16 protein-coding genes and 4 pseudogenes are annotated in these 19128 nt (G+C 60.6%); 9 read left to right on the plus strand and 11 right to left on the minus strand.

The window, feature by feature from the left end; translation table 11 throughout:
• The first annotated feature begins 448 nt into the window (after positions 1-448).
• Together AC0L7P_RS11465 and AC0L7P_RS11470 are read left to right on the plus strand one after the other, a co-directional pair.
• Positions 449-3277 (plus strand): calcium-binding protein, encoded by a 2829-nt coding sequence (locus AC0L7P_RS11465; RefSeq protein ID WP_473432905.1) that lies wholly within the window; start codon positions 449-451, stop codon positions 3275-3277.
• Positions 3278-3311: 34 nt separating this feature from the next.
• Positions 3312-3788 carry a Hint domain-containing protein gene (locus AC0L7P_RS11470; protein ID WP_473435445.1) on the plus strand — a complete coding sequence of 159 codons (477 nt, stop codon included), beginning with the start codon at positions 3312-3314 and terminating at the stop codon, positions 3786-3788.
• 140 nt (positions 3789-3928) lie between these two features.
• Here the strand turns inward: AC0L7P_RS11470 and AC0L7P_RS11475 are convergent, their stop codons facing one another.
• The 8 genes and pseudogenes from AC0L7P_RS11475 to AC0L7P_RS11510 all read right to left on the minus strand — a co-directional run bounded on the left by AC0L7P_RS11475 (position 3929) and on the right by AC0L7P_RS11510 (position 10451).
• On the minus strand, positions 3929-4594 hold the full coding sequence (locus AC0L7P_RS11475; RefSeq protein WP_473432906.1) for a nucleotidyltransferase family protein: 666 nt from the start codon (positions 4592-4594) through the stop codon (positions 3929-3931).
• On the minus strand, positions 4595-5899 hold the full coding sequence (locus AC0L7P_RS11480) for a branched-chain amino acid ABC transporter permease (RefSeq protein ID WP_473432907.1): 1305 nt from the start codon (positions 5897-5899) through the stop codon (positions 4595-4597).
• Complete coding sequence (locus AC0L7P_RS11485; protein ID WP_473432908.1) at positions 5896-6903, minus strand: branched-chain amino acid ABC transporter permease; 1008 nt, start codon at positions 6901-6903, stop codon at positions 5896-5898. Before AC0L7P_RS11485 ends, AC0L7P_RS11480 begins: the two co-directional genes overlap by 4 nt.
• Positions 6904-6928: 25 nt before the next feature.
• Positions 6929-7333: a hypothetical protein gene (locus AC0L7P_RS11490; RefSeq protein WP_473432909.1), complete on the minus strand. Its 405-nt coding sequence runs from the start codon at positions 7331-7333 to the stop codon at positions 6929-6931.
• Between the two features lie 207 nt (positions 7334-7540).
• Positions 7541-7798, minus strand: coding sequence for an ATP-binding cassette domain-containing protein (locus AC0L7P_RS11495; protein ID WP_473435541.1), 258 nt, complete (start codon positions 7796-7798; stop codon positions 7541-7543).
• Between the two features lie 18 nt (positions 7799-7816).
• Positions 7817-8379: pseudogene (locus AC0L7P_RS11500) on the minus strand (ATP-binding cassette domain-containing protein); the annotation flags it as partial.
• Positions 8376-9152: an ABC transporter ATP-binding protein gene (locus AC0L7P_RS11505; RefSeq protein ID WP_473432910.1), complete on the minus strand. Its 777-nt coding sequence runs from the start codon at positions 9150-9152 to the stop codon at positions 8376-8378. The gene AC0L7P_RS11505 and the pseudogene AC0L7P_RS11500, both read right to left, overlap by 4 nt.
• A 104-nt stretch (positions 9153-9256) precedes the next feature.
• Positions 9257-10451: pseudogene (locus AC0L7P_RS11510) on the minus strand (ABC transporter substrate-binding protein).
• A gap of 173 nt (positions 10452-10624) precedes the next feature.
• On the opposite strand from AC0L7P_RS11510, the gene AC0L7P_RS11515 reads away from it, so the two are divergent.
• Positions 10625-11725: a PQQ-dependent sugar dehydrogenase gene (locus AC0L7P_RS11515; RefSeq protein ID WP_473435446.1), complete on the plus strand. Its 1101-nt coding sequence runs from the start codon at positions 10625-10627 to the stop codon at positions 11723-11725.
• Positions 11726-11734: 9 nt separating this feature from the next.
• Here the strand turns inward: AC0L7P_RS11515 and AC0L7P_RS11520 are convergent.
• Positions 11735-12740, minus strand: a pseudogene (locus tag AC0L7P_RS11520) (GlxA family transcriptional regulator).
• A gap of 175 nt (positions 12741-12915) precedes the next feature.
• Between AC0L7P_RS11520 and AC0L7P_RS11525 the strand changes: the two are divergent.
• Positions 12916-14290 (plus strand): annotated as a pseudogene (locus AC0L7P_RS11525) (class II 3-deoxy-7-phosphoheptulonate synthase).
• Between the two features lie 21 nt (positions 14291-14311).
• Here the strand turns inward: AC0L7P_RS11525 and AC0L7P_RS11530 are convergent.
• Positions 14312-14971: a PAS domain-containing protein gene (locus tag AC0L7P_RS11530; RefSeq protein WP_473432911.1), complete on the minus strand. Its 660-nt coding sequence runs from the start codon at positions 14969-14971 to the stop codon at positions 14312-14314.
• Between the two features lie 139 nt (positions 14972-15110).
• Here AC0L7P_RS11530 and AC0L7P_RS11535 point away from each other — a divergent pair, with 139 nt between their 5' ends.
• Genes AC0L7P_RS11535 through AC0L7P_RS11545 form a run of 3 tightly spaced genes read left to right on the plus strand, consistent with a single transcriptional unit; the run spans position 15111 to position 17165 of the window.
• On the plus strand, positions 15111-16004 hold the full coding sequence (locus tag AC0L7P_RS11535; protein ID WP_473432912.1) for a YicC/YloC family endoribonuclease: 894 nt from the start codon (positions 15111-15113) through the stop codon (positions 16002-16004).
• A 4-nt stretch (positions 16005-16008) separates the two neighbouring features.
• Positions 16009-16647, plus strand: coding sequence for a guanylate kinase (gmk, locus tag AC0L7P_RS11540; RefSeq protein ID WP_473432913.1), 639 nt, complete (start codon positions 16009-16011; stop codon positions 16645-16647).
• On the plus strand, positions 16644-17165 hold the full coding sequence (locus AC0L7P_RS11545) for a gamma carbonic anhydrase family protein (RefSeq protein WP_473432914.1): 522 nt from the start codon (positions 16644-16646) through the stop codon (positions 17163-17165). Before gmk ends, AC0L7P_RS11545 begins: the two co-directional genes overlap by 4 nt.
• On the opposite strand, the gene AC0L7P_RS11550 is transcribed toward AC0L7P_RS11545, so the two are convergent.
• Positions 17162-17563: a hypothetical protein gene (locus AC0L7P_RS11550; RefSeq protein WP_473432915.1), complete on the minus strand. Its 402-nt coding sequence runs from the start codon at positions 17561-17563 to the stop codon at positions 17162-17164. The two genes, AC0L7P_RS11545 and AC0L7P_RS11550, sit on opposite strands and share 4 nt — an antisense overlap.
• A gap of 192 nt (positions 17564-17755) precedes the next feature.
• Here AC0L7P_RS11550 and AC0L7P_RS11555 point away from each other — a divergent pair, with 192 nt between their 5' ends.
• Together AC0L7P_RS11555 and AC0L7P_RS11560 are read left to right on the plus strand one after the other, a co-directional pair.
• Positions 17756-18796: a sensor histidine kinase gene (locus AC0L7P_RS11555; RefSeq protein ID WP_473432916.1), complete on the plus strand. Its 1041-nt coding sequence runs from the start codon at positions 17756-17758 to the stop codon at positions 18794-18796.
• Positions 18797-18861: 65 nt separating this feature from the next.
• Positions 18862-19125, plus strand: coding sequence for a hypothetical protein (locus AC0L7P_RS11560; RefSeq protein ID WP_473432917.1), 264 nt, complete (start codon positions 18862-18864; stop codon positions 19123-19125).
• Positions 19126-19128 lie beyond the last annotated feature (3 nt).

The raw sequence follows: 19128 nt of genomic DNA on the forward strand, positions 1-19128 counted from the left end.
TTGGTGTAATTGTTTAACAAAACATAAAAATCGTCGCATTTTGCGAAACTTCGGCCCCACAAACGTTGTCGAATCGGAAACAAATCCGGGTGACAGGCATGATCCAGACCCGATCTGCGGGGGCAAGGCTGGATTTCCCGCCAATTTCTTGACAATTTTCCACTTGGTTACGCCGTTGGCTGAGGTAGGTTGATAGGCGAACTGGGTTTCGAGTGTCGTCGGGGGGCGACCGGATCGGGCAGGCCATTGTGAACCATGGCCGAGATGATCGAATGAATGTCTGCACGGGTCGGGTAAGGCTCAAGCACTTCATTGTTAACGTTCCAGAATTGGGACGGTCGAAATGGGATTGCTTGCATCGTACAGCGATGAGGCATTTCGGATTGGAAAGCTCGACGGCGCGCCGCCAGGTGCTGTGTCGCGCGTCGCAAAGAGATGGAGTCGGAACATGTCGGATACGGACAACACCAGGAACACAGAACAGCCCGGCGGCGACGCAGGCGCTGCGAATACGACGCAATCCGCAGGTGATCTGAACTGGCAACAGCCCCCCACGGGCGACGGGATCGTTCAGGGCGATCAGAACCCCGCGGATCTGAATGATCTGATCGATGTCAATTATGACGCCGACCCCGAAGGCGACCGGGTTGATGCAGGTGATGCGAAATTCGGCAATATCGGCAGCGATGATGATTTCATCAAGCCCGGCGCGGGAAACGATACCGTTTATGCGGGCGACGGGAACGACGATGCCTATGGCAACGACGGCGACGACCTGCTTTATGGCGAATCCGGCAACGATATCCTGCGCGGCAACGATGGCAACGACACATTGGTCGGCGGTTCGGGAACGAACTATCTTGAAGGTGGTGCAGGCGACGATGTGTTCGTTGGTGGCGATGGGGCCGACAGCTTCTATGGGGGCGAAGGTCACGATGTCATCGATTATTCCGCCTCGGGCGATCCGGTGAATGTGAACCTGAACGACAATACCCTGTCGGGTGGCGATGCGGAAAATGACAGCATCGATGGCGGCAGCGTTATCGAAGGCGCTATTGGCTCTGACGGTGACGACACCTTCGTGGGCGGTGATGGCGCCAACAGCTTTTCCGGCGGAGACGGTGACGATGATTTCACCGCAGGTGTGAACGACACCGTCATGGGCGACGGTGGCGATGATTATTTCCGTATTTCGCTTGATCAACTGGCACCCGGCCAGACGATCACCGTCGCCGGGGGCGAAACCGGCGAGGTGAACGGCGACACTCTCGATCTGCGCGGGTTGGTTGATGATCCGACTGGCCAGATCACCTATTCCAACACCGATCCGGGCGCCGGTGGCGGCCTGACCGGCACAGCCACCCTGAACGATGGCACGATCGCCGATTTCACCGAAATCGAAAACCTGCTGGGGGGTGGCACGACCCCGCCGCCACCTCCGCCCACCGGGGCCGATGGCATTGTCAGTGGCACGCCGGGGGATGATCTTATCGACCGGGCTTATACCGGTGATCCCGATGGCGACAGGATCGACAACAACGACGCGATCCTGCCACCCGCCCCGGGCAGCAACGATGATATCGTCGAAGCCGGAGATGGCAACGACACCGTTGATGCCGCAGAGGGCGATGACAGCGTTGACGGCGGCACCGGTGACGATGTGCTGAACGGCGGCGTGGGCGATGATACGCTCACCGACGGGTCAGGCAGCGAAACCGTCGATGGAGGTGATGGCGATGATGTGATCGACGTCAGCGGCAATGACCCGCTGCTGGATGATCCGATCGTTCCCGGAATTCCCACCGCGGCCGACCCACACCCCGACGATGATCGGGATTCGGTCGATGGCGGCGCGGGCGACGACACAATCATTACCGGCGACGACAGCGACACCATTGATGGCGGCATCGGCAACGATGTGATCGACGCGGGCATCGACAACGATGTGGTCGACGGCGGCGACGGCGACGACAGCATTGATGGCGGTCTCGGGTCTGACACCATCCTTGGCGGCGACGGCAACGACACGATCATCGCGGGTATTGATGCCCTGTCCGACTATGAAGGCGACGATCCCAGCCTTCCGAATCCGTTTTTCCCCGGGGCCACGTCGGACCCGAACCAGGATGACTGTCGCGATTACGTGGATGGCGGCGCTGGCAACGACAGCATCACCACCGGCGATGATCGCGATACGATCTATGGCGGGACGGGCGACGACACAGTAAATGCCGGCATCGACGATGATGAGGTTTACGGCGGTGACGGCGACGACAGCCTGACCGGCAGCCACGGATCGGACACGATCACCGGCGGCGCGGGCAACGACACCATCTATGGTGGCTTTGGCAACGATCCGATCACCGGGTTCCAGGGCGAAGATCCCGACGTATCACAGGGGCCGGGCGATGCGCCTGATCCCGTTCCGCAAAACGGTCTGGATTATCTTGACGGTGGCGCCGGTGACGATGTGATCTATGGCGAAGACGACAACGATACGCTGATCGGGGGCACCGGCAACGACATGCTCGACGGGGGTGTCGATAATGACAGCCTGGTCGGCGGGGCCGGTGACGATACGTTGATTGGCGGTCAGGGCGACGATAACCTTGCCGGCGGTGCCGATAACGACATGCTGGATGGTGGTGCCGGTGACGACACCCTTGATGGTGGCCTTGGCAACGACACTCTGGATGGTGGCGATGGCGCCAACGATCTGATGGGGGGCGCCGGGGACGACAGCATCACAGGCGGCGCGGGCGATGATACCGTGATCGGTGGCTTTGGCGACGATACGATCGATACCGGTGCCGGTGACGATACGGTCGAAGCGGGCGCCGGCGATGATGCGGTCATGGGCGGTGCCGGGGATGACACCCTGCGCGGCAATGATGGCGAAGACACCATCAACGGCGGCGACGGCAACGATGTTCTGGAAGGCAATGACGACGCCGATCTGTTCCAGGGGCTCAATGGCGGTGACAACGTGTCGGGTGGTGCCGGATTTGGCCCCACAAGCAGCGATCACGATACGCTCGATCTGACCGGGTCCATCGGCAATACGGCAGGTGCCGTGCGGTTTGAACTACAGGACACGGTGACCGACAGTGATGGCAACGGCATCGACGGCTCGGTCGTGTATTTCGATGCCGGTGGCGCCGAAGTGGGCCAGATTGATTTCACCAACATCGAGGAAATCGTCCCTTGCTTTACCCCGGGCAGCCTGATTGCCACCCCCAAGGGCGAACGTCGCGTCGAGGAGCTGAGAGATCGGTGATCGGGTCATTACCCGCGACAACGGTATTCAGGAAATCCGCTGGGTCGGTCACAAGGCTCTGGATGCCCGTGCGCTGCACAACAGCCCGCAGATGCAGCCCGTGCTGATCAAGGCCGGTTCTCTGGGCAACAACCTGCCCGAACGTGATATGCTGGTATCGCCCAACCACCGGGTGTTGGTGGCAAACGACAAAACCGCGCTCTATTTTGAAGAGCGTGAGGTTCTGGTCGCCGCCAAACATCTGGTGGATGACAAGGGGATCATGTCGGTCGAGGCGACCTCGACCAGCTATATCCACTTCATGTTCGATCAGCACGAAGTCGTGCTGTCGGACGGGGCCTGGACCGAAAGCTTCCAACCCGGCGATTACAGCCTCAAGGGGATCGACAGCGCGCAGCGTGACGAAATCCTGGCGCTGTTCCCCGAGCTGGCACAGGCCGAAGGGCTGGCCGATTATGCGGCGGCCCGCCGGACCCTGAAAAAGCACGAAGCAGCGCTTTTGCTGAAATAATACCCTCGGTTAAGCAGCGAGCGGCGCGATGATTCTAGACATCGCGCCGTTCAACTGTGGCTGGGGGTGGGCTGCCTCCTGGTCACTTTTTGCGCGACAGCCCGTGTTCAACCTGCCGGTCACGGCGGGTTTTTGGCGTTCTAGCTGCGGTTTCGCCGCCAGTCGGCCCAGGCTTCGGGCGTGTCCAGATCGACCAGCGCGCGCTGGTCGCCAAGCGGAACAACGACGCAACGCGCGCGATTGGCCGCCAGAATATCACGCGCACCGATATCACCGCGCAAAGCGGCAAAGCGCCCCAGACAATCGGCGGGAAAGATCACCGGATGGCCCGGCGTCCCGTCCTCGGCCCCGGCGCGAATGATCTTTTGCGCCTCATGGATGTCGAACGCGCGGATCAGCCGCAACAGATCGGCGGTTTCGATCTCGGGCATATCGGCCAGCATCACCATCAATCCACCCGGTGCCCCAGCGGCCAGCGCGCCCATGCGCAGGCTTTCCCCCATCCCCTGCGCCGCCCCGGGCACTTCGATCACCGCAACGGGCAGCGGGCGCAGGGCGGCCAACCGCGCGCCATGGTTCGGGGGCAGGGCGACGATCACCGGCGCGTCAGTCGCAACCGCCGCTGCCGCCTGACGGTGCAACAACGCCATCCCGTCGATCTGCTCCAACAGCTTGTCCGCCCCCGCATCCGCGATGACGCCCCCGCAGCAACCAACAAGATCGTAACATCGCTCATGGGCAGATGGCCAGAAACGGGCGCCAAACAAAGAATGGAGTGCGGGCGGCAGCCCGCTCCGCCGGATCACTCATCGTTCGGGAATCAATCCCCGGGGCGAGAACCGCAGCACCAACAGCAGAACAACCCCCATGGTCAGCAACCGCATATGCGCCGCGCTTTTGATCAGGTGTTCCTTCAACGGCGACCCTTCGGCCAACCCCGACGACAGCACATTCATCAGCCACAGGCCCATCGGTTCAACCTGAACCCACAGGAACCAGATCAGGAACCCGCCCAGAACCGAGCCCCAGTTGTTGCCCGATCCGCCAACGATCACCATCACCCAGATCAGAAAGGTAAAGCGCAACGGCTGATAGGTGCCGGGGGTCAACTGCCCGTCAAGGGTGGTCATCATTGCGCCCGCCAACCCACAGATCGCACTGCCCAGGATGAACACCTGCAAATGGCGCCCGGTCACATCCTTGCCCATCGCCTCGGCTGCGGTTTCGTTGTCGCGGATTGCGCGCATCATCCGGCCCCAGGGCGATTTCAGCGCGCTTTGTGTCAGCCAGATCAACAGCAGCAACACCACGGCGAACAATGCAGCATAGCACAGCTTTACCACGATTGAAGAGGCGGCCACCGGATCGGCGCCCAGGGCCTGCATCCGGGCGAGAAAATCGCTGGATTGCTGAAGATCCACCTCATAGGGCACCGGGCGCGGAATGCCGATGACGTTCTTGACGCCGCGCGCCAGCCAATCTTCGTTTTTCATCAAGGCGATAACAATTTCAGCAATCCCCAGCGTCGCGATCGCCAGATAATCGGACCGCAGCCCCAAAGCCGTCTTGCCCACAATCCACGCGGCACCGGCGGCCAACAGCCCGCCCACAGGCCAGCCCAGCAAAATCGGCAGGCCCAGCCCGCCAAGGTTGCCAGAAACGGCAGGGTTCACCGCTTCTACAGCCGCGACGCCGCCGTCAAAAACCTCGCGAAACACAAAGAACCCGACAATCAGCAACAGGGTAATGACCGCGCCGCGTGCCTTGCCCGGTGACATGCGTTTCCACACCTGTACCGCGCCCAGAATGGTGGCCAGCGCCAGAAACAACCCCAGCATCACCCGCAAACCGCCAGCGGCCCATGCCTCGGGCACCGGGGGCATTCCCACGATCACCGCGCCAAGGCCGCCAAGGGCAACAAACCCCATGACGCCGACGTTGAACAGCCCGGCATAGCCCCACTGCATGTTCACCCCCAGCGCCATGATCGCGCTGATCAGCCCCATGTTGAAAATCCCCAACGCCGAGTTCCACGACGATGTGAACCCGGTAAACAGGAACATCGCGCCAACAAGGGCAAACAAAAGCGGGGTTCTGACGGAATGGCTCATACGGATTTCCCCTTGAACAACCCGGTGGGTTTGAACAGCAGCACAATCACCAGGATCGCAAAGCTGACTGCGTATTTGTAATCCGTGCTCAGCAGTTGCACCAAACCTTCAGGCTCGAACCAGGGGGTGAGATAGCCCAGCACCTTTTTGAACGCATAGGTTACCATCACCTCGGAATAGGCGATGAGAAACCCGCCGGCGATGGCCCCCACCGGGCTGCCCAGACCGCCGACGATGGCGCTGGCAAAAATCGGCAGCAAAAGCTGGAAATATGTGAAGGGTTTGAACGATTTGTCCAACCCGTACAGCACCCCGGCAATGGTCGCCAGGGCCGCCACGAGAATCCAGGTGATGGTCACGACCCTCTCGGGGTTGATGCCGGAAAGCAACGCGAGATCTTCGTTGTCGGAAAAGGCGCGCATGGATTTTCCGGTGCGGGTGCGATTCAGAAACCAGAACAAGAACGCCACGACAACAACCGCCGTCAGGATGGTGATCCCTTGCGATGTGCGCAGGGCCAGCCCTTCGTCAAGGCCGGTCATGGTCTTGAAATCACGGGCGGAAATGATGAACCGCGCGCCATCGGAAAAATGCTGATCGTCGGGGCCGATGATGAACCGGACCAGCCCGTTCAGGATGAACATCACCCCCATCGACACAATGACAAGGATCACCGGCGCCGCCTTTTGCCGTCGATAAAACCGGTAAACCAACCGATCCGTTCCCAGCAACAACAGGGCCGTCACGGCAATGCCAAAGGGCAGGGCCAACAGCGCCGTGGGCAGCGGGCCCAGGGAAATGCCCCAGCCCTGAAACAACCAGGTGACCAGAATGGTCGCCATGGCGCCAAAGGCCATCGTATCGCCATGGGCAAAGTTGGAAAACCGCAAGATCCCATAGATCAGCGTGACCCCAAGCGCCCCAAGCGCCAGTTGCGCACCGTAAGAGGTGGCCGGGATCAGAACAAAATTGGCCAGCGCCACAAAAGCGTTCAACAGATCCATCATGCCACCTTTCGCGCCGCGCGGTTCAGGAGGTCAGCCAGACCTCGAACGCGCTTTGATAATGGGCGCAGGTGCCCGTTTGCATCGTTACGCGCGCCTTGTCGGTCGCACCTTTCGCGCGCAAATAGGCGCTGCCGTTGTCCTTGATCGCGATCAGCCATGTTGTGCGGTCGCGGGTCACGCCACGCACCACCACATCCCGCGCCTTGGTGTCTGGCAGGGCGGTCACGCTGCCGCTCAGCGGCGTGCCGTCGATCCAGAGGCGCACCTTGAACAACCCGGGGCGCGAGGTTTCTTCCTCGGGGCGCACACTGATCCAAAGAGGCGGTTTGGCGCCGCCCGGATTGAACCGGCAGGCCATATCGGCGGGGGCGAGATTGGGGTTGGCCGCGTTCAACAGCGCCAACAATGTCAGAGGCAGGAATGCCATGCGCGTTTTCCTTTCCTGTCGGAACCGTGCCCAAATCGCTTGGGGCGCGGGGGCCGCAACCGTTGTTGCGGTGACGGGAAAAGGCTAACCAGACGAAACTCAAAATATACCCTCCGGGTTCCGGCTTGCCGTAAAAAAATTCTGATGCGGCACATTTGCGCACCACATCTGGGGGATTAGCATAAAATTTTCTGCACCTGTCATCGATCACCCCCCAAGAAAACTGGCGCGCACATCAGGATTGGCCAACAGCTCTTGCCCCGTGCCGGTAAAGGCGTTGCTTCCCTGCACCAGAACATAGCCGCGATCCGCGATTTCCAGCGCCTGGCGTGCGTTTTGTTCAACCATAAGGATAGAAATGCCGGTGCGGGCCACTTCGATGATCCGGTCGAACAATTCATCCATGACGATCGGGCTGACCCCGGCGGTGGGTTCGTCCAGCATCAACACGCGCGGCTGGGTCATCAACGCGCGGCCCACGGCCACCTGTTGGCGCTGCCCCCCGAAAGCTCGCCCGCCGCCTGCAACCGTTTGTCGCCAAGGATCGGAAACAGATCATAGACCTGCGCAATCGTCTTGCCGATGTCATCGCGCCGCAGGAACGCGCCCATCTCAAGGTTTTCCTCGACCGTCATCGAGGTGAAAATGTTGTGGGTCTGGGGGACAAAGGCCATGCCCTTGGCCACACGATCCTGGGGGCTGAGGTGGGTGATGTCCTCGCCCTCCAGCCGGACCGCGCCGCTGCGCACGTTCAACATGCCGAAAACCGCCTTCATGGCCGTGGATTTCCCCGCGCCGTTCGGCCCGACGATCACGGCAATTTCGCCCGGGTTCACCGCAAGGGTGCAGTCGTGCAAGATGTCGGCGCCGGAGCCATAGCCGCCCGTCATGGTATCACCGATCAGGAACGGGCCGCCTTCGACCCGCGCCGCACCCGAGGGCCCCTTGCCGGGGCGTACCGGATCACCCGATCCGCCCGCCGCGCTGCTTTTCGTGATCGTGCGGTCCTTGTTGCCGCGATCATCCTGCCAGGGGTTGCCAGTCATGCTTTTGCCTTGTTTTTCAAACCGGTGCCCAGATAGGCCTCGATCACCTGTTCGTTGGCCTTGATCTGTTCGATGGTGCCTTCGGCCAATACGTGACCCTCGGCCATGACGATCACCGGGTCGCAAAGCCGGCCGATGAAATCCATGTCATGTTCGATCATGCAGAAGGTATAGCCGCGCTCGCGGTTCAGGCGCAAAATCGCATCGCCCACAGTGTTGAGCAGGGTGCGGTTCACCCCGGCGCCCACCTCGTCAAGAAACACGATCTTGGCATCGACCATCATCGTGCGGCCCAGTTCGAGCAGCTTTTTCTGCCCGCCCGAAAGATTGCCGGCCTTTTCATCCTTGAGATGGTCAATCGTAAGGAATTCAAGAACTTCGTCGGCTTTCTTCAACAGGGCCGATTCTTCCTGTGCGATGCGGGCGCGGCCAAACCAGGCGTTCCAGATCGTTTCGCCCGATTGTGCGGGCGGCACCATCATCAGGTTCTCGCGCACACTCATCGAGCCGAATTCATGGGCGATCTGAAAGGTGCGCAACAGCCCATCATGAAACAAGGTGTGGGGTGGCAGGCCGGTGATATCCTGACCGTCCATGGTCACCTTGCCGGATGTTGGTTTAAGAACCCCGGCGATCACATTGAAAAGAGTTGTTTTTCCGGCGCCATTTGGCCCGACGAGCCCGGTAATGGATCCGGTTTCGATTTTCAGAGATGCGCCGTCAACGGCGTGAAACCCGCCGAAATGCTTGTGCAGGTTTTCGACAACGATCATTGATTGCCCCCTCGCGTCGGTGGCCGTTTCCGGCTCTCGCTGACAAACACCAGACACCCCGGCGCAAAAGCTGCGCCGGGGTGATTTGATGTCACGTTATCGGATCAACGATACCCAGCCGTCACCATCTTGCCGTCTTCAAAGACGATCTCGCGGTAGTTGCCGGCAGATTCACCGGGGCCGATCAGTTCGACCGCCGAAGCGCCCACATAATCAATGTCGGTGCCGGCCTTGATCAGGTCCAGAGCCTTGCCCAGATCGCCGGGATAGATCTTTTCACCCGGTGCATTGGCCACTTCCATGACCTTGTCTTTGAAATCGGCAGATCTCGACCGATCCGGCGGCCTGCATCGCCAGCATGATCAGCGCGGCGGCGTCATAGCTTTCGGGCGAAAATGAACCGGTTTCGTCAAAGGCGCCGTTCACGACGTCGGCATATTTTGCCACGCCCGGGCTATCGGTGCCGGGAACTTCGCCGGTGGATCCGTCGATTTCAGTGCCAAAGTTGGTTTCCAGCGCCACGCCAACCATCCCGTCGGGGAAATGGAACGTGTCAAATGCACCGGTATCAAGTGCAGCGCGCACGATGCCCGATCCGCCGCCATCGACATAACCGGCCACAACCAGACGATCACCGCCTGCGGCGGCCAGGGCGCCCACTTCGGCGGAATAATCGGCCTTTTGGTCTTCGTGGGCGGTGTTGATGGTTACCGTACCACCGGCTGCCTCATAGGCGGCCTGAAACGCATCGGCCAGACCTTTGCCATAGTCGTTGTTCACATAGCTGACAGCGACACTTTTGATGCCATCATCCAAAAGGATATCGGTCATCACCTGACCCTGGCGGGCATCCGACGGCGAGGTGCGGAAAAACAGCCCGTTGTCTTCGGTGGTGGACAGGCCCGGCGAGGTGGCGGAGGGCGAAATCATCACGATGCCGTTGGGCACCGCCACATTGGTCAGGATCGCACCGGTCACGCCGGAACAATCGGCGCCCATGATCGCCTTGATCCCGTCCGAGGTGATCAGACGTTCGGCGGCCGCCGTCGCGGCGCCCGAATCGATACAGGTGCTGTCGGCGCGGACGGATGTGACTTTCATCCCATCCAGCAGTTTACCCGAATCGGTGACTTCTTTCATTGCCAGTTCGGCGCCGTTGGCCATATCGGGGGTAATTGATTCAAGCGGCCCGGTGAACCCGAGGATCACGCCGATCTTTACTTCCTTGGAATGGGCGTCGGCAAAGGCCGATGTTGCGGCGATGGCAGTCATGGCCGAAGCCAGAAGCAGCTTTTTCATGTATTTCTCCCTATTTGCGGATCGTTGTCCTGGGCCAAGGTTAGGGTGCGCCGCCGCAAAAGAAAAGAGGATTGCGTGACCGATCTGACGCGAATGTGACGGGGCGCTTGGGTTTACCCTACGACACCCCAACCTATCTGGTGGTGGAATGGTCAGAACTTCTGGAGGTGTCGATGAGATTTTCCTTTGTGGCGGCGGCGGTTGCTCTGATCGGGGTTGCCCCGGCTGCGGGACTTGCCCTTGACAGCAGCGCCGGGAGAATCGCTGTTGCGCCGGTGGTGAGCGGGCTGAACGAACCCTGGAGCTTTGGGTTTCTGCCGGGCGGCGCCTTTCTGGTGACGGAACGGGGCGGGCGGTTGTTGCATGTCGGGGCCGATGGCGCGGTGCAAAACGTCCAGGGCTTGCCCGCGGTCTTTGACAAAGGGCAGGGCGGTTTGCTTGACGTCATGATCCCCCGTGATTTTGCCAGCAGCCGCGACGTTTTCCTTAGTTTTGCCAAATCGCAACCCGGCGGTGCGGGCACTGCCCTGGCGGTTGCCACCCTGTCGGACAACGCCAGCCGTCTTGAAAACCTGCGGGTGATTTTCGAGATGGCGCCGGGGTCAAGCGGCGGGCAGCATTTTGGATCGCGCATTGTTGAGGGCGCAGATGGGCATCTGTTTCTGACGGTGGGCGAACGGGGCAATGCCGATCAGGCCCAGAACGTCGCGACCCACAACGGCAGCGTAATCCGCATCAACCGCGATGGCACGATCCCCGCCGATAACCCCTTTGTCACCCATGATGGCGCGCAGCCGGAAATCTGGTCCTATGGCCACCGCAACCCCCAAGGCGCGGCGCTGGATGCCACCGGACAGCTTTGGGTGGCCGAACATGGGGCGCGCGGCGGCGATGAGGTGAACCGGATCGCCAAAGGTGCCAATTTCGGTTGGCCCGTCATTTCATACGGGCGGCATTATTCCGGGCGGAAAATCGGGGAGGGCACTGAAAAACCGGGGATGGAACAGCCGGCGCATTACTGGGATCCGTCTATCGCGCCCTCGGGGATGACGTTTTATTCCGGGCGGCTCTGGCCTGAATGGGCGGGGGATTTATTCGTTGGGTCGTTGAAATTCAACATGATTTCGCGCCTTGATGGCACCACCATGAACGAGGACGAGCGGCTTTCCTCGGATGAAACGCAACGGGTGCGCGACATCCGCGAGGCGCCGGATGGCACGATCTGGTTTCTCAGCGTCGGGCAGGGGGCGCTGTTTCGGATGGCGCCGGGCTGAGCGGGCACATCAGAACGACAGGCGGGTCGCCTGAATGCCGCGTTCGCGGTAAGGGGTGGTTTCGTAATGGGCGCGGTAGCATTTGGAAAAATGCGACGGGCTGGCAAACCCACAGGCAAGGGCCACGTTGATCACGCTCATATCCGTCTGCATCAGCAGGTTGCGCGCTTTTTGCAGGCGCAACTCCATATAATACCGTTTCGGCGAGCCGGTTCAGATAGCGGCGGAACAGCCGTTCAAGCTGGCGGGTGGACATGCCCACATCGCGGGCCAGAGTCGCCGGGCTGATCGGGTCTTCGATGTGGTTTTCCATCATCTGGATTACCGTCGACAGTTTCGGGTGACGCACCCCGATGCGGGTGGGCACCGAAAGACGCTGGGTGTCCTGATCGGTGCGGATCGAGGAATAGATCAACTGATCGGCCACAGCACTGGCCAGGGTTTCACCATAGTGATCGGCCACAAGTTTCAGCATCAGATCAATGGATGAGGTGCCCCCGGCGGTGGTGTAACGGTTGCCATCCACCACAAAGACCGATTTCGTCAGGCTGATTTCCTCGAATTCCTCGGCAAAACTGTCCTGGTTTTCCCAATGGATCGTCGCGCGTTTGCCATCCAGAAGCCCGGCCTTGGCCAATGTGAAACCGGCAGTACACAACCCGCCGATCGTGACCCCGCGCCGGGCCTCGCGGCGCAGCCAGTTCAGGATTTTCCTGGTGGTGGCCTGCGCCACGTCAAGGCCGCCACAGACCAGAACCGTATCGTCGCGGTTCAATTCTTCCAGATCGCCATCAAGCTGAAACGCGGTGCCGGCCGAACATTTGATCCGCTCACCACCTTCTCCGACGATGCTCCAGGTATAAAGCGTGGCCCGTGCCAGGCGATTGGCGATGCGCAGACTTTCCAGCGCACTGGCAAAGGACAGAAGCGTAAAATCCTCAAGCAGAACAAACACGAAATGGCGCGGCTTTTGGCCTGCGGTGTCAACCTCTACACTGTAGCGACTCACTTCCATGGTATCTGTCCGATCTTGTCGATCCGCGGACCGAAACAGGTTTGACGCACCTTATCAAGACATCCATGGCCGTTTCGTTCGATGATGGCGCCGGGTGGGGCCTTTTGCGGTTTTCAACCGGTCCGGGGCTGCGTATAACCGCAGCCTGAATTCCACCTGATCCCGGAGCAGAACAATGACGCAATGGCAGAAGTCCGACTGGCGCAACAAACCGCGGGTCCAGATGCCTGACTATACCGATCTGGCCGCCCTGGCCGAGGTCGAGCAGCGTCTGGCCAAGTTTCCGCCATTGGTGTTTGCAGGCGAGGCGCGCACCCTGCGCCGGGAACTGGCCGCCGTATCGCGCGGCGAGGCGTTCTTGCTGCAAGGCGGCGATTGCGCCGAAAGCTTTGCCGAGTTCAGTTCAGACAACCTGCGCGACACGTTCAAGGTGATGTTGCAGATGGCGATGGTCCTTACCTTTGGCGCCAAGGTGCCAACGGTCAAGGTGGGCCGTATGGCCGGGCAGTTCGCCAAGCCGCGTTCGGCGCCGACCGAAACCACAGGTGGCGTGGAATTGCCCAGCTATCGTGGCGACATCATCAACGGGTTTGATTTCACCCCCGAGGCGCGAATTCCCAACCCTGACCGGATGGTACAGGCCTATACTCAGGCGGCGGCGACGCTGAATTTTCTGCGCGCGCTGTCCAAGGGGGGCTATGCCGATATTCACCGGGTTCATGCCTGGACGCTCGGGTTTACCGAATCCGACGAGGCCGAGAAATATCGCGACATGGCCAACCGGATTCAGGATCTCGCTTGATTTCATGACGGCCGCTGGTCTGACCAGTGAAAACAACCACGATCTGGCCACGGTCGATTTCTATACCTCGCACGAGGCGCTGTTGCTGGAATACGAAGAAGCGCTGGCCCGGGTCGATACCACCAGCGGCAACACGCTGGCCGGATCGGGCCATCTGATCTGGATCGGGGATCGCACGCGCCAACCCGATGGCGCCCATGTGGAATTCTGCAAGGGGGTGCTGAACCCGATCGGCCTGAAATGCGGGCCGTCGATTTCGACCGATGACCTGAAACGCCTGATGGCGGAACTGAACCCCAACAACGATGCGGGCCGTCTGACCCTGATCGCGCGCTTTGGCGCCGGGTCTGTGGGCGACCACCTGCCCAAACTGATCCGCGCGGTCGAGGAAGAAGGCGCCAAAGTGGTTTGGTCTTGCGATCCGATGCATGGCAACACGATCAAATCGGCCAGCGGTTACAAAACCCGGCCCTTTGAATCGGTGCTGCGCGAAGTGCAGGAGTTTTTCGAGGTGCATAACGCCGAAGGCACCGTGCCGGGTGGTGTGCATTTTGAAATGACCGGTCAGGATGTGACCGAATGCACCGGTGGTGTGCGGGCGGTGAAGGATGAAAACCTGTCGGACCGCTATCACACCGCCTGCGATCCGCGCCTGAACGCGAGTCAGGCGTTGGAGCTTGCCTTCCTCGTGGCCGAACAACTGAGCGACCGGCAGACCGCGACCCGCACCGCCGCTGCCGCCAGCTAGGTCAAAGCGCGCGGCGCGGGGTCAGGCGCCGCCGTCAATCACCGTCAGCGCGGGTTTGCCCCGCTGACGGGCCACTTTCACCGTGTCCATGACCGTGGGCCTGACAGTGGCATCCACACCCACGGGGCGGGTGCCATACCCGATCAGGGTGCGGCGGTTGTCAGACGTGATGGAAAACCGGTGCGGCGCGCGCATCAAGGGGGCGCTGGCCGACAGGCAGCCCAGGGCGCGCGTCACGTCACCGGCATCATCGCGCAGGGGCAACAGCAACATCCGCGCATTCATCGTGCCCCGGGCTAGGCCGCTTGGCCCCGACAGCCACAAATCGACACGGGCCGGTTCGCTGAACACACATTCCACCGCATCGGCAATGCCGGCCCGAGCGGTGGGCATGAAAAAGCAACTCAGCGGCATCCCGCGCACTTCCATTCCCATCAGGTCAGACAAATGATTGCCGGCCAGCCGGAACCGCGCCACGCCCGGTGCCACCCGTTCGATCAGAAACGTCCGGTCAAGGGCGCCGACAATCCCGCGCGGGTCAAGTTCGGACCGAAGCGGCATCAGACGACCATCGCACAAAGCCTGCCAATAGGTTTCGACCTCGGCAAAACAATCGGCTTCTGCGGGCTTGCGCAGAAACATCGAAACCACGCGGCCAAAGGATGTTTCATTCTGTTGCATCTTCACTCACCTCAAACTGTCCGCCGGGCGCTGCACCGCGTGGGTGCCGTTTTCCGCTGGACCAATTATGTTCCCCATGTGTCTTATATCAAAAGATGCGCCCTAAATCTGTCACATTCATGTCAAAAGGTTAATTGCCATGCCCAAGTCGATGACCGGCTTTGCCGCCGCCCAGGGGGCCTTTGATACATGGTCCTGGACATGGGACATCCGCAGCGTGAATGGCCGGGGGCTCGATCTACGTCTGCGTGTGCCAGAATGGATAGAAGGCCTGGAAAGTGAGATTCGCCCTTTGGTTCAAGGGGCTGTGGCGCGGGGCAATGTTACGCTGTCCCTGCGCGTGTCCCGCGCCGGAAATGTGCCCGGCATGCAGATCGACGCAGCGGCGCTGGCGCGCACGCTGGATCACATTGCCGCGATCGAAACCGCCGCCATGGCGCGCGGGGTTAACATCGTCGCGCCCAGTGCGACCGACATTCTGGCACAACGTGGCATTCTTGAGGCAGCCAGCCCCGAAACCGAAGACACCAAACCCCTGCGCGCGGCTTTGGTCGCCTCGTTCGCGCCGTTGCTGGCCGATCTGAATGCCATGCGCGGGCAGGAAGGCGCCGCGCTGCACCGGATCATCACCGGGCAGGTCGATGAAATCGCCGCGCTGACCGATGAGGCGCTGGCGCTGTGTGCCGGGCGGGCCGATCAGATGGCGGCCCATCTGCGCGAAACCCTGGCCCGGGTTCTGGACAATACCGATGGTGCCGATCCCGACCGCGTGGCACAGGAATTGGCCCTGATCGCGGTGAAATCCGACATCACCGAGGAACTGGACCGGTTGCGCGCCCATGTGGGCGCCGCGCGCGATCTTTTGGCGGTGCCGGGGCCGATGGGGCGAAAGCTCGATTTTCTGACCCAGGAATTCAACCGCGAGGCCAACACACTTTGTTCGAAATCCCAGCATCCGGCCCTGACACGGGTTGGCCTTGCCCTGAAAACCACGATAGACCAGATGCGCGAACAGGTTCAGAACGTGGAGTAACCCCTTGGCAAGACGCGGCCTTCTTATCATCCTGTCATCCCCTTCGGGGGCGGGAAAATCGACATTGGCCAAACGCCTGATGAAATGGGATTCCAGCCTGCGGTTTTCGGTATCGGCCACCACCCGCGACCCCCGCGAGGGCGAAACCGAGGGCGTCGATTATTATTTCGTCACGCAGGATGAGTTCAAGAAACATGTCCGCGATGACCAGATGCTGGAACATGCACAGGTTTTCGGCAATTATTACGGCTCGCCCAAGGCGCCGGTTGAAAATGCCATAAGCGCGGGGCGTGATGTGCTGTTTGATATCGACTGGCAGGGCGCCCAGCAGATTTCAACGTCCTCGCTGCAACAACATGTCCTGTCGATTTTCATTCTTCCGCCCAGCATTTCCGAACTGCGCCGCCGTCTGGAAACCCGCGGCCAGGACGACGCCGAAACCATCGCCCGGCGGATGGAAAAAAGCTGGGATGAAATCAGCCACTGGGACGGCTACCATTATGTGCTGGTGAACGACGATCTGGACGAAACCGAAGCCCGGTTGAAAACCATCATCGGTGCCGAACGCCTGCGCCTGAGCCAACAGCCCGATCTGGGGCATCATGTCCGTGCGTTGCAGGACGAATTCGAGGAACGCCCATGACCCTTTACATACTGGATGGCCAAGCGCCCGAAATCGCGACGGATGCCTGGATCGCGCCGGATGCCAACCTGATTGGCAAGATCCGGGTGTTGGCGCAGGCGTCGGTCTGGTTCGGTTGCACGCTGCGCGGCGACAATGAGTGGATCGAAGTGGGGCAGGGCAGCAATGTGCAGGAAAATTGCGTGTTGCATACGGACATGGGATTTCCGCTGACCATCGGGGCCGATTGCACGGTGGGGCACAAGGCGATGCTGCACGGCTGTACCATTGGCGATGGATCGCTGATCGGCATGGGGGCCACGGTGCTGAACGGTGCGGTGATTGGCAAAGCCTGCCTGATCGGTGCCGGGGCGCTGATCACCGAGGGAAAGGAAATTCCCGATGGCAGCCTGGTGATGGGCGCGCCGGGCCGGGTTGTGCGCGAACTGGACGAAAAGGCGATTGCCGGGCTTTTGGCCTCGGCCGCCGGATACCGCGCCAATGCCGCCCGGTTTGCCGCCGGGCTGAAGCCGCTTTAGAACAGGCCCAGCTCGGCCGGGTCAAACACCCCGAAATCCAGCCCCGGACAGATCTGCGCCACTTCGCGGCAGATGATTTCAGGGTTTGGCAGGTTCTGATCAACGATCCGCTGGCGGTTGCGAAATCCGTAAAGCCACAGCAATTGCGCCAGATCAAGGCAGTCAAACATCGGGGTGATGGCAAATGACAGCACAATGTCCGGGTGCGGATGGTTCATTATCTGATCGGCAACGCTGAAAATCCGACACGTTTGGGCAGACACCGATACCGGCAGCCGCAGCATTGCACGGCGGGCATAGGACGCGTCACCGACAATCAGGCACGCGGGCCCACCCTTGGCGCCCGCGCTGCGTACGGCCTGGCGGGAAATACCTTTGATCCTTTGGGTCTTGGTCATTTCGGGCCGCCCTCGGATTAGGGTGTTTAACGGTTCGCAAATTGTGTAAACCGGTCACAGGCGAGATGTGCGGTATTAGGCAGAAATTACACCGCGATCGTTACCACATTCAATCGAATACTCATATATCAAGGTGCAATCGGCGGAAGTATGACACCTTGAGCCATCAAGATCACGGGCGGTCGTTGCGAAATGCGTATTGAAAGTATCCAACAGGTATTGGACGCGTTACAAACGCCGACCTTTTTTGTGAATCACGAAAGCCGGATCGCGGTCAGCAATAACGCTGCGCGCGCCTTGTTGGGCGGGGCGCTTTTGGGGGGGCATTATGTTGGCGTATTGCGCCAGCCGCTGATTCTGGATGCGATCGAATCGGTTGCGCGCGGTGGCGGCCCGACGCGGGCAAATTTCATCGGCACCACCGAGGCGCGCGAAACGCTTTGGGTGGCCCATGCGGCGCCGCTTTTGGCCGATGATGGCGCCGGTGTGCTGGTCAGTCTGGAAGATACGACCGCAATGCACGACGCCGGGCAGATGCGCCGCGATTTTGTTGCCAACGTCAGCCATGAATTGCGCACCCCGCTGACCGCGCTGATCGGATTTATCGAAACCCTGCGCGGCGCGGCGCGCAACGATGCCACCGCGCGCGACAAATTTCTCAACATCATGGCCCACGAGGCGATGCGGATGAACCGCTTGGTGCAGGATCTTCTGTCGCTGTCCCGGGTCGAAAGCGAAGAACGGATGCGCCCCACCCAAAACGTGCGTTTGGGTGAAGTGTTGCACACCGTCATGCTGTCGCTGACCCCGGTGGTCGAACAACAGGACATGACCCTGCGTTTGACCGGGGTTAGCGATTTGCCCGATATCGTCGGGGACGCCGATCAGTTGCGCCAGGTCTTTACCAACCTCATCGAAAACGCTGCGAAATATGGTTCTTCGGGCAATGTTATAACTCTTGAGGCCCGGGTGTTGGAGCGCGACCCCTCCATGCGCACGGGCGCCGTCCGCATTGATGTGGTGGACCGTGGCGACGGGATTGACCCGCTTCATATTCCCCGCCTGACCCAGCGATTTTACCGGATCGATAACCACCGATCACGTGAAAAGGGCGGCACCGGTCTGGGGCTGGCGATCGTGAAACACATCGTCAACCGGCACCGGGGACGGCTGCGCATTTCCAGTGTTCCGGGCGAGGGGAGCCGCTTTTCGGTTCTTCTGCCCTTGACGTAATGCCTTTTCGGACATTGTCGCAAATCTTTTATGTCCCCGCCACAAAAGCTTAGTACCGGGACGTTATGGCGTTTCCACGTAGCCTTGAAACCACTGCGGTCGCCGTGGCTATTGGCTGCGACGCGGTCGCCTTTCTCTCGGGGGGCGATCACATTTCTTTCGCCTTTATCCGCGATGATCGGTACAGGGTGTTAATTGACGCACGATCCGGCCCGCGCGCCGCATTTTCAAACGGTGGCAACCTTGTCGAATTGGGCGAAACCCGTCAGACATTCACCAATCCTCGGAACGGCTGTGCCGAACGCTATATTTCCGGGCACATCGGGTAAAAG

The organism is Oceaniglobus sp. K40-3 (assembly GCF_055808395.1).